The sequence below is a fragment of the Flavihumibacter sp. UBA7668 genome (assembly GCF_002483205.1).
Taxonomy (GTDB): domain Bacteria; phylum Bacteroidota; class Bacteroidia; order Chitinophagales; family Chitinophagaceae; genus Flavihumibacter.
In genome coordinates, this window is the sequence record NZ_DLHM01000001.1 from 378,980 (window position 1) to 390,710 (window position 11,731).

Annotated in this window: 7 protein-coding genes; 5 read left to right on the top strand and 2 right to left on the bottom strand. The window is 43.0% G+C overall.

Annotated features, from left to right (window positions below; translation table 11 throughout):
• Nucleotides 1-62 precede the first annotated feature (62 nt).
• From B2746_RS01670 to B2746_RS01690, 5 genes are read left to right on the top strand one after another with little or no spacing between them, the layout of a single operon-like run.
• The gene (locus tag B2746_RS01670; RefSeq protein WP_290790260.1) at nt 63-2,582 is read left to right on the top strand and encodes a DUF5686 family protein; all 2,520 of its coding nucleotides are present in this window, start codon (nt 63-65) and stop codon (nt 2,580-2,582) included.
• 48 nt (nt 2,583-2,630) lie between these two features.
• Nucleotides 2,631-4,130, top strand: coding sequence for a glycerol kinase GlpK (glpK, locus tag B2746_RS01675; RefSeq protein ID WP_290790262.1), 1,500 nt, complete (start codon nt 2,631-2,633; stop codon nt 4,128-4,130).
• 28 nt (nt 4,131-4,158) lie between these two features.
• A complete protein-coding gene (locus tag B2746_RS01680; protein WP_290790264.1) occupies nt 4,159-5,712 on the top strand; it encodes a glycerol-3-phosphate dehydrogenase/oxidase in 1,554 nt (517 codons plus the stop codon).
• 15 nt (nt 5,713-5,727) lie between these two features.
• Nucleotides 5,728-6,438, top strand: coding sequence for an MIP/aquaporin family protein (locus tag B2746_RS01685; RefSeq protein WP_290790267.1), 711 nt, complete (start codon nt 5,728-5,730; stop codon nt 6,436-6,438).
• Between the two features lie 46 nt (nt 6,439-6,484).
• Entirely contained in the window at nt 6,485-7,000 is a 516-nt protein-coding gene (locus tag B2746_RS01690; RefSeq protein ID WP_290790271.1) for a RidA family protein, read from the top strand.
• Here B2746_RS01690 and B2746_RS01695 read toward each other — a convergent pair.
• Both B2746_RS01695 and B2746_RS01700 read right to left on the bottom strand, forming a co-directional pair.
• A complete protein-coding gene (locus B2746_RS01695) occupies nt 6,981-10,370 on the bottom strand; it encodes a TraB/GumN family protein (RefSeq protein WP_290790274.1) in 3,390 nt (1,129 codons plus the stop codon). The genes B2746_RS01690 and B2746_RS01695 overlap by 20 nt on opposite strands.
• 113 nt (nt 10,371-10,483) lie before the next feature.
• Nucleotides 10,484-11,671 carry an aspartate aminotransferase family protein gene (locus B2746_RS01700; protein ID WP_290790276.1) on the bottom strand — a complete coding sequence of 396 codons (1,188 nt, stop codon included), beginning with the start codon at nt 11,669-11,671 and terminating at the stop codon, nt 10,484-10,486.
• Nucleotides 11,672-11,731 lie beyond the last annotated feature (60 nt).

Sequence of the window (11,731 nt, forward strand, 5' to 3'; positions counted from 1 at the left end):
CTTTTTAACACATCTGTTAAATTAGGTAAATCGTTCTTTCTATGTGTTAATTTTGCTGTTCTATGAAATTGAGACCCTTTCGCCAGCGGGCATTCGGGCTAGTGCTAACCTTATTGATTACCTTATTTACCCAGGCGCAGACCAAAACTATCCGGGGCTATGTGAAGGACAAGTTAAGTGAGGAAAGAATCCCCTTTGCATCCATGAAGTTTATCGGATCATCCCAGGGGGGATTAACCGATTCTGCAGGAAGTTTTGTTTTTCGTTTTAATGAGTGGCCAACAGATACATTGGAAATAACTTATGTCGGATACCAGGATTATCGCATTGCGATCAATTCAGACATGATTAAGATATCCGAAGACGGGAACCTGCTGGAACTCGTTATTTCAATGGAAAGGGGCAAATATGCTTCGGCCGTAATTGTAAAGCAGAAGATAGACCGCGGTTACCTGATGTGGAAACGGATCAATAAAAGGAAACCATTTAATGACCGCTATCGTTTTAATAATTTCACCTACGAACTATACAATAAACTGGAACTTGATCTTAACCGGATCAACAAAGACAAACTGAAAGAGCTGGGGCCTCTGAAGCCCTTCGATTTTATTTTTGATAATGTAGATACTTCGGAGGGGCAGCCCTTCCTTCCCGTTTATCTGACAGAAACTATCTCCAATTATTATTACCAGAAATCGCCCTGGAAAACCCGCGAAATTATTAAGGGCGTTAAAACGATGGGGGTTGAGAATGAAAGCATTTCCAAACTACTTGGTGGTACCGAACAAAATATCAATATCTATAACAACTTTATTCCCGTATTTGATAAACAGTTCGTTAGTCCTTTGAGTGATAATGGTCCGGCTTATTATAAATACACCGTATTGGATACCCAGTTTGTAGCCGGACAAAAACTGATTCATTTTGTATTTCAGCCAAAGCGAAAAGGCGAGAACACGTTCGAAGGGGATGCATGGGTTCATGATCCCACCTGGGCTATTCAGAAAATGACGCTTAATCTTAGCCGGGAAGCCAATATCAATTTCATTGATAAATTATCTCTGATACAGGAGTATGCATTAATAGATGATAGTACCTGGTTTCTTGCAAAAGATAAATTTGTGGCCGATGTGGCGCCCATTGGAAAAACCAGATTTGGTGTAATCGGCAGGAAAACAACCACCTACCGGGATGTAGTTGTTAATGAACAATATATCCGCGACAGTATTGCTAAAAACAAAGTGCAGTCTGAAATTCTGTTTGCTGAAGGGGCCATGAAGCAACAGGATAGTTACTGGACAGATTCGAGGCATGAATCGTTGAATAAAAATGAAAAAGCGATTTATGCGATGATTGACACTTTGCAAAAAATGCCCATTTTCAAACGCTATGTAAATACGATCAATTTCCTGGCAACGGGTTATCGGAATGTGGGAAATTTTGAAATTGGTCCCTGGTATAACTGGTTTACCGGTAATCAGTGGGAAGGTTTCCGTACCCGCTTTGATTTAGGCACCAATACCAAATTTCATAAAGACCTTTACCTGCACGGTTATCTGGCCTATGGCTTCGGCGATAAGGCATTCAAGTACAAGGCAGAAGCCAAATATCTTTTCAGCAGATCACCCCGTTCTTATATTCATGCCAGTTATACAAAGGACCTTGACAATGGTCAGGTTTATTATGATGAAATAAGTACGGATAATATTTTCGCTTTAACCATTCGCAAGCCAGGCATCCCGATCAAGTTCATGCAGATCCAGGAAGCCAAACTGGAATATTTCAGGGAATGGTCGCCGGGTATTTCAGCCACCATTATTGGAACACATAAAAGTTTTGATCCACTTAAAAATATTCCGCCTAAAGAACTATTTCAGAACAACGGACAGAAAGGGAGTGCACTTACCAATTTTGAAATGGCCGTTAAACTTCGATTCGGATACAATGAGCGATTCCTTGAAACCAGTTTTAACCGCTTTAGTTTGGGCAGCTCCTTCCCTATTATTGAATTCCTATATGCCCGTGGATTTCCGGGTGTATTAAACAGTGATTATAACTATAACAAATATTACCTGAGTGTATCCGACTATGTTAAGATTGCACCGTTGGGAAATTTGTATTACAATGTTTTCGGAGGAAGAACCACCAAAACATTGCCATATATGATGCTGAATGTTGCTCCAGGAAATGAAATCTATTATTACAATAAATATGCATTCAACCTGATGCAGCGATTTGAGTACATCCATGACCGTTATATCGGTTTTAATGTTGAGCATAATATAGGAAATGGAATTTTCCGACTGATACCACTTACAAGGAAACTCAAATTCCGTCAGTTCTGGAGTGCAAAAGGGCTGACAGGCGATCTGTCTGAGGCAAATCGTGCATTAAATTTTGATAATGATTTTAATCAGTTTCAAAACCTCGATGGTAAAATGTACCTGGAATTAGGTACCGGCGTGGATAATATTCTAAAAGTTTTCAGATTGGATTTTGTCTGGAGAGTAGGTCCCCGCCCGCTTCCGGCAGAAAGAGTTGGCCGCTTTGGAATTTTTGGCAGTTTCCGTTTGGCATTCTAAGCATGAACCAGTATATTTTGCTATCTTATTAAAGCAAAATTACGATGCATGCCAGAAAAATTTATTTTATCGCTCGATCAGGGCACTACCAGCTCAAGAGCCATTTTATTTGATAAATACGGACAAATCTGTCATGTTGCGCAGAAAGAGTTTACACAGATCTATCCCAAACCCGGCTGGGTAGAGCACAATGCGGAAGAGATCTGGTCTACCCAGTTTTCTGTAATGGCGGAAACCATCGCAAAAGCATCGCTTTCCACTTCTGATATTGCAGCTATTGGCATTACCAATCAGCGGGAAACAACGGTGGTATGGGACCGTAACAGTTCCAAACCCATATACAATGCCATTGTATGGCAGGATCGTAGAACAGCCGCTTATTGTGATCAATTAAAAGCAGACGGACTATCATCCCATATTCAGAAAAAAACCGGACTGGTATTGGATGCTTATTTCTCTGCCACCAAACTCAAATGGATTTTAGATAATGTAAGTGGTGCACGTGAAAAAGCGGTGAAAGGAGAATTGGCGTTTGGCACCATTGATACCTGGCTAAACTGGAAACTCACCAATGGGAAGGTACATGTAACCGATGTTTCGAATGCCAGCAGAACCATGCTGATGAATCTGGAAACATGCGAATGGGATGAAGAATTACTCCAACTCTTTGATATACCGGCTTCTGTGTTACCGACAATCATTGCAAGCAGTAAAGTATATGGAGTAACTGAAACGGTTGTAAAAACGGCCAATATTCCTTTGGCAGGAATTGCAGGTGATCAGCAGGCAGCTTTATTTGGCCAGCAATGCACCACACCGGGCATGGTAAAAAACACGTATGGTACCGGGTGTTTCATGCTGATGCATACAGGGGAAAAAATTGTTCATTCAACGAATAATCTGCTAACCACGGTTGCCTGGAAACTGAATAACCGGGTTGAATACGCAGTGGAAGGAAGTATATTTATTGCAGGTGCGGTTGTGCAGTGGCTAAGAGACGGATTGGAAATGATTCGATCATCTTCGGAAGTTGAAGAATTGGCCAACCGGGTGGAGAATACGGATGGAGTATATATTGTACCTGCATTTGCCGGCCTTGGAGCACCGCATTGGAATCAGCATGCAAGAGGAACTGTATTTGGATTAACCCGGGGAACCAGTCGCGCACATATTGCCAGAGCCTGCCTGGAAAGCATTGCATATCAAACCATGGATGTCTTAAAAGCAATGGAATCAGATGCAGGATTACCCATAAAAGAATTACGTGTAGATGGAGGTGCTACCATCAACAATATGCTGATGCAGTTTCAGTGTGATTTATTGCAGGTACCGGTTATCCGTCCGGAAGTATATGAAACCACTGCATTGGGAGCGGCATATCTGGCCGGATTAGGTGTTGGTTATTGGGAAAGCACCGCAGATATCCAACAGCAATGGAAGGCAGCAAAAGAATTTCAACCGCAACGCACCAACGAAGAAATGCGTCCTTTTAAACGGGGCTGGGAAAGAGCCATCAAGGCAAGTATTGCATGGGCCGATGAACAGTAGATGAACTAATCTGAACAAAAAAATGAGTATGGTACGCAGCAGCATGATAACTGAGCTAAAGAATAGTTCCCAATGGGATATCTGCATCGTTGGCGGAGGTGCCACCGGATTGGGAATCGCTATTGATGCAGCATCCCGTGGTTATAAAACAATTTTGATAGAGCAGGCTGATTTCGCAAAAGGCACTTCTTCCCGTTCCACTAAACTGGTGCATGGAGGAGTTCGGTATCTCCAGCAGGGAAATGTAAAACTGGTAATGGAAGCCTTGAAAGAACGGGGTCGCTTACGGAAAAACGCTCCTCATCTGGTGAAAAATCAATCCTTCCTGCTGCCCAATTATAAATGGTGGCAGGGACCATTTTACGGTCTGGGTTTAAAAATTTATGACTGGATGGCGGGTGATCTTGGACTCGGTCCCTCTCTTTTCCTATCACGCGAAGAAACGCTGGAAAGAGCGCCCACACTGGATCCGGAAGGATTGAAAGGCGGTGTGTTATTTCATGACGGGCAGTTTGATGATGCCAGATTGGCCATCAATATGGCGCAAACGGCAGCAGAACAGGGGGCGGTTGTTTTGAATTATATAAAAGCCGGACGTCTGCTGAAAGAAAACAACAAACTGGTAGCGTTGGAAGCCATCGATCAGATCAGCGGTGATACATATACTATTAAAGCCTCCTGCATCTTTAATGCTACCGGCGTATTTACAGATCACTTAAGAAAAGCCGATGATCCCAAAAAAGAACCGGTTTTATCATTAAGTCAGGGTACCCATCTGGTGGTTGATAAAAAATTTCTTCCCGGCGATACGGCTATCCTGATTCCGGAAACCTCCGATGGGAGGGTATTGTTTGCAGTGCCCTGGCACCAGCATACCATTATCGGCACTACTGATATTCCGGTATCGCAACCCAGTATGGAGCCCATTCCCAAAGAGGAGGAGATTCAATTCATATTGGATAATATCAAATTGTATCTGGCAAAAGATCCTCAGCGATCCGATGTGCTGGCTGTTTTTTCAGGCTTGCGGCCATTGGTAAAAGGGAATGCCAGCAGCACGTCCGGATTATCGCGTGATCATTTCATTGAGGTAAGTGAATCCGGCCTGATCAGCATAACCGGAGGCAAATGGACAACCTATAGAAAGATGGCAGAGGATGCGATCAAGGTAGCAATACAGGAAGGTAAACTGGAAGATCGGGCATGTGTAACTGCCGAACTTTCCATACATGGCGCGATGAAGGTTCCCAATTACACCGACCATGGTTATTATTATGGTTCTGACTGGGCGAAAATTCAGGAGCTGCATAAAGAACATGCGGAATGGGCAGAGAAAATCCACCCTGATCTGCCTTATACAAAAGCAGAAATCATTTGGGCGGTGCGTGAGGAAATGTGTATGACGGTTGATGATGCATTATCAAGAAGAACACGCGCCATATTATTAAATGCGGGTGCTGCAATAACCGCAGCCACTACAGTTGCCCATTTAATAGCGACAGAGCTGCAGCTCGACCGGCAATGGGAGCAGGAACAGATTGATGCATTCTGCAGTATTGCATCCAATTATTTAGCCAAATAAATCAACGCTTGCTATATGATGAATCCCTATTTAGCCGAATTTATAGGAACGGCTGTATTACTTGCATTTGGAAACGGTGTGGTGGCCAATGTTTTACTCAAACATTCAAAAGGAATTAATGGAGGATGGATTGTTATCAGTTTTGGCTGGGCAATGGCCGTGTTTCTGGGTGTCTTTGCTGTTTCAAAATTCAGTGGCGCACATCTGAATCCGGCAGTGAGTATTTGTTTGGCATTGACTGGAAAATTCGCCTGGACAGAAGTGCCTTTTTATATTTTGGCACAGGTAGCAGGAGCTTTTAGTGGAGCCGTATTGATGTGGCTTTGTTATAAAGATCATTTCAAAGCAACGGAAGATCATGGGTTAAAGCTGGCAGTTTTCAGTACTGCTCCTGCAATTAGAAATCCAATCAGTAACCTGCTCACAGAAACAGTAGCCACTGCGATTTTTTTGTTACTCGTATTGCTGATCATTGCACCTACCAATAGTTTGGGAGCCCTGGATGCCCTACCGGTGGCTCTGCTGGTATTGGGTGTTGGATTATCATTAGGCGGACCAACAGGCTATGCCATCAATCCGGCGCGTGATTTAGGCCCGAGGATTGCGCACTTCCTGTTACCTTTGGGCCGGAAAGGCAGCAGCGACTGGAGTTATGCCTGGGTGCCGATAGTGGGTCCCATTGCAGGCAGCTTTCTCGCCGCCGCCCTTTACCAACTTCTGATGTAGGATGTAAGATTTTACATCCTACATCCTACATCTAAATTCTTACATCATGATTCGTTTTCTTAACCTTCTATCATTTCTATTTATCATGTCAACAGCAGCAGCTCAAAGTCCAGAAGAAAAATTAGCCCAGCTAGGGGTTCAATTACCTCCCGTTTCAAAACCGGTAGCGAACTATGTAAACATTGTACAAACCGGCAACCTATTGTATTTATCCGGAAAAGGTCCAACTACGCCTGATGGAAAAGATATTACGGGCAAAGTAGGGAAAGACCTTAGTATTGATGAAGGATATGCAGCAGCTCGTACCGTTGCATTCAGTCATATTGCAGTGTTGAAAGACTACCTGGGTGATCTTAAAAAAGTAAAGCGGGTAATTAAAGTATTGGGCATGGTGAATTGCGAAAGCAGCTTTACCCAACAACCCAAAGTAATGAATGGATATTCCGATACCATGGTTGAAATCTTTGGTGAAAAGGGAAAGCATGCCCGCTCTGCAGTAGGCTTTCATGCATTGCCAAATAATATAGCCGTTGAAGTGGAAGTTATTGTAGAGATTGAATAAAGGCTTCCAAAAGATCGTTTATTTTGTATGCATCAAACATTTCATCATAATAAACGCCATTGAATTCACCGGGTGTGGCATGCATTTTCCCTTTTATCGGATAAGGTCCGGCCACACCCAGGTATTCTTCCTGCCCATCTTCGGTTTTAAAACTTACTTTATATAGAAACAACCGGTGTTTCTTTCCATCAATTTTCTTTGTTATTTCTTTCAAAAATTGCAGATCTGCCTCACCGGATTCATTCCAAACTTCTCTAAATAAGTGAGACTCCGCAATACTTAGCTGGTTGCGAAGTGCAGGTGGAAATGTTTTCTCCAATCCGGCATCCGATAGTTCTTCCCATACTCTTAAACGGTAAAATGGATCGGCCGCCAGTTCCTGAATTGTTTTTAAAGGTGCCGCTTTTTTTTGTTGGGTCAACGCTTTAAAAGCAGCATACTTAACATCTTCATTGCTGTGCAACACAAAGCTATCCAAGCGCTGGCGACTTCCCGCATCATCATATGCAATCAGGAGATCAAGAAGTGCATCGAAATAAAGTGGCAGCTGGATATTTAAAGAGCGCTGTTCAATAATGTATTCATCCGCCAAAGCGTACAAGCTGGATTGGACAGTCTTCAATTCGTCCCCGCTAATAAGATTTTCCATTTTCATGTCATACACTATTCCAGGTAAAATTCTGCTTATCAGGGAATCATCTTTGTTTTTAAGAATAAGCGGGAACAATCTCCTGGCCAGTTCCAGACTGTCTTTCATGGATCCATATAAAATACCTGCATTTCCTGCAGTAGGCAGTCCGGATTCCATCAATTGTTCCAGAATAGAATAGGTTTCACTGGTGTACATTCTCGCCAGAACTGATAGCAATGGATATTGCAATTCTGTAATTCTTTCCTTTAAACCAGGGTAGGCTTTTCGAATGAAAGCTACAGTTGAAGGATCGTTCAATTCAAGTATCCGTTTGATCAGTTCATCATGCGTACAGTTAGACCGTTCACTGAAATCAATCATTGGATGCAGAAGGGCTTCATGGAGCTGAGGCAGATCGGATGAATCGATATAAACCCATTCCAATGCAGCTTTTGCTTCCTGAAATGCCAATGAGTCGGGCAATAATAAATCGTTCAAAACAAGTTTAGCTTTGGATCGGGTATAATTATTGGCTGATGGCGTTTCAATCTGGAAGGAATCAAACATTTTGCGATAAGCAATTGAATTAGCTACCTCTGGCGACATCACGCAGGATACGGAGTAGAGCGTATCTCCGCTTGCGAGCAACTTTACCCTTCGTACGTTATGTGTTCCCTCCAAATCAATATTCGCATCTGCGGAAATCCTGCCATTCAACTGATTCAATTCATACTGAAGAATACTATCCGACTCTCCAATAAAATAGGTCAACTGTTCTCTGAAAAAACTGCTGTCTCCGGAAGATCTGTAGTATTTATTCAAAGGGTCTTTTTGCACATGAACTGTAACTGCAGAAGTTGAATCATATAATACAAAACGAGTTGATCCTTCCGTCAGATCATCTGAATTTTCAGGATAGAAGCGCCCTGGAGACTGAATAGAGAAATTTTCATAGGCAGGGTGTCCCTCCAATGTTTTGGATGCTGTATAGGGAAGAAATCGGATTCCGTTTATAAACCGGTCCACTTCCAAACGCTGCTGGTCGGTTGGAAAATATCCCACCAGTATGGAATATCGCCGGTTACCTCTGTTTATCACATTAAAAGTGACATGTACAGAATCCTTTTCTACTTTGGTTCCCAATAACATGGAAACGCCCGGAAAGCCATCAAGTGTAAAGAAAGAATGATTCAGTAATTTGTGCGTGGTGTTATCGTCGTACTGATTAATCAGCTCCTGAAAATACAGGCAGTCAAGCCTGGAATAATATCCCTTCCGGGTTTCCATGGCTGTAAAGGAATAAAAAATCTTCGTTTCAGGATCCGTGCCCGAATAGGTTTCATTGTTCCAGGAGGAGTCGGTGTTTTTGGAAGAATAGGTCAATTCAACGGGCGACTCAAAACTGAATTGTTTTAACGCGTAAATTTTTCTTCTCCATCCTTTGACTGGTGGTGGTAACGGTTTTTTATTATTTACAAATGAATTGAAAAAGGTGGCAGCCTGATGCATTTTTATTCCTGCTTGCGACATGGAAATAATCATATTCATAACAATACCGCCTGGTACAGGATGAACTACCATGTTTACAAAACCATCTTTCGTGGAAGCTTCAATTTCGTAGGCTTTTTTTCCATTGAGTAACCAGGAGGAATCACGGTATAATTTTCCTTCTGTTGCGTAGAAAGATGGCATCAGCTGACATACGGAATCGATTTCAGCTTCCGATTTGTTAATAAGTGGAATATATCCCGACATAAAACCGGACATGCTGAGCGGATCGAAATACATGCGTGCCTGATGAAATCCGCCCATGCCATCCAAACTGGAGGCAGCTCCGGGCATTTTAATACTAAAATCACCATCCCCCCAATGAACCTCCTGCCATTTGGCTGAAGGCAGCTGAACCAGGTACTTATCCGGTGCAATCCGGTTGTCAGATTCAACCGGATCAACTTTATAACCTTTATTTCTCAATAACTGAATTATACCCGAATCACCGGAAAGATGTGCTGCACCGACTGCATAAAAACAGGATCGTAAGGCAATCAGACTATCCATTTTCTTCACCATATTAAAATTACGGTGATTCATTTTCCATGCTCCATAATTTCCACCCGCATTGGTTACAATCTCATACATCCGGTCCAGGTTACCGGAGAGATAAATAGCCACATACTGGTCCATAATTTTCTGCTTCTCCTTATCACTGAGCAGGGCTGCTTTAATTCTGTCTTCGAGTTCCGTTGGTTTTGCATCAAGCTGATCTTCGATGACTTCCAATGCGCCGATCCATTTACCTTCTCGTTTTGCGATGCCATATAAAAAAGCATCTACAAACGTAGGCATATCATCTTCTTTACGAAATCCTTCCGTCCAGTTATCTGCTTCGGCATCCAATTCTTTTAGCGTGATGGCATCCAGTCTTTTTGCAAACTTTTTTTCAAGTGCAGATTTATATTTCTTTTTTTGAGCAGTGGTAATATAGTCCTTTAACAGGGAAACAGGGGCATTGATATCACCTCCTTTTCTAACCCAGGAAGCTACCAGTTCATTCATATCATTCATATCCAGTTCACCGGCAAATCCATCCACTGATTTGATAGATGCATACAAGGAATCTGTAAAATGAAACAGGCGTTTATCCTGCAGGTGCATGGTACCGTAGAGATAAGAAGGCGCTTTCTTATCAGGAGAACTGATCCGCCAAAGCAGGGTTGCTTCAGAATGTTGATTTTGCAAGGGCTGGTTTTGAGCAATTGCAAAAAAAGACAGGAACAGAAAAAATAGAAATGAAATAGGGGCGCGCATCATACGATATTGTTGGCACCCAAAATACTACCTAAAATTGGAGCTTACAAGCCTTCGTCGTTGATTGCCTTTAAAATGGTGGAACAGGCTTTTTTAATTTCCTTTTTAGAAATGTTGAGTGGAGGTGCAATGCGCAGGCAATTGGCTCCGAAAAGAAACCAGTCGGTCAGAAGTCCGTTGGCGATGCAACGATCAATAACCCGCTTATTTACCTCGAAACTTTCAAATTCTACCGCAATCAGCAGGCCTTTTGAACGAACAGCTATAATAGCAGGGTGAACCAACAGCTTTTTGAAAAGGGCTTCCTTTTCCGGTATTTTCTGTATCCATTTTTCTTTGAGGAGCACTTTCATAGCGGCTAATCCGGCTGCGCAACTAACAGGATGCCCTCCGAAAGTGGTGATATGTCCGAGTACCGGGTTCAGGGTAAACAGATCCATCATGGATTTGGCTGCAACAAAAGCCCCGAGCGGCATACCGCCACCCAATGCCTTTCCCAATAAAAGAATATCGGGAACAACAGTATATGCCTGGAATCCCCATAAATAACCGGTTCGTCCGAAGCCTGTCTGGATTTCATCCATGATCAGCAGGGCACCTTTTTCTTTGCAGCGCTTATGAAGTTCAGCCAGCCAATCGGGATCAGGCGGATTCACTCCTTTTTCAGCCTGCACGGTTTCAAGAATAACGCAGGCTGTTTGAGAAGTAATCTGTTCAAAAACGGAACGGTCGTTGTATTCCAGGTGAAGGATTCCCGGCAACAGCGGGCGATAGGCATTCCTCCAGTATTCATCTCCCATCAGACTCAGGGCACCCTGTGTAGAGCCATGGTAGGATTGATTGAAGGCAATCATCTGCGTTCTGCCGGTAACACGCTTGGCTAATTTCATAGCCCCTTCGGTAGCTTCTGCTCCGGAATTGGTAAAATACACCGAATTGAGGCTGGCAGGCAGGTGTTCTGCGAGTAAACTGGCATAGGCTACCTGGGGTGTTTCCACCAGTTCACCATAAACCAGTACATGCAGGTATTCTCCTGCCTGTTTACGGACGGCTTTGATCACTTTGGGATGACAATGACCCACATTACAAACACTGATGCCTGCAATCAGGTCAATATACTGTTTGCCGGACCGATCGGTCAGTCTTGTGCCCTTTGCCTTTACAATTTCAATTGCAAGCGGCGCCGGGGAGGTTTGGGCGATGTGCTGGAGGAAAAGTTGACGTTGGTTCACGTTGCAAAGTAAAAAGTAAAAAGGAGAACGTAAAAAGTGGGTTTACTAAACGCCGGAACT

What these genes read in the sequence shown, in the direction of transcription:
- B2746_RS01670 (WP_290790260.1), top strand. Translation starts at nt 63, where the DNA reads ATGAAATTGAGACCCTTTCGCCAGCGGGCATTCGGGCTAGTGCTAACC.
- glpK (WP_290790262.1), top strand. Translation starts at nt 2,631, where the DNA reads ATGCCAGAAAAATTTATTTTATCGCTCGATCAGGGCACTACCAGCTCA.
- B2746_RS01680 (WP_290790264.1), top strand. Translation starts at nt 4,159, where the DNA reads ATGGTACGCAGCAGCATGATAACTGAGCTAAAGAATAGTTCCCAATGG.
- B2746_RS01685 (WP_290790267.1), top strand. Translation starts at nt 5,728, where the DNA reads ATGATGAATCCCTATTTAGCCGAATTTATAGGAACGGCTGTATTACTT.
- B2746_RS01690 (WP_290790271.1), top strand. Translation starts at nt 6,485, where the DNA reads ATGATTCGTTTTCTTAACCTTCTATCATTTCTATTTATCATGTCAACA.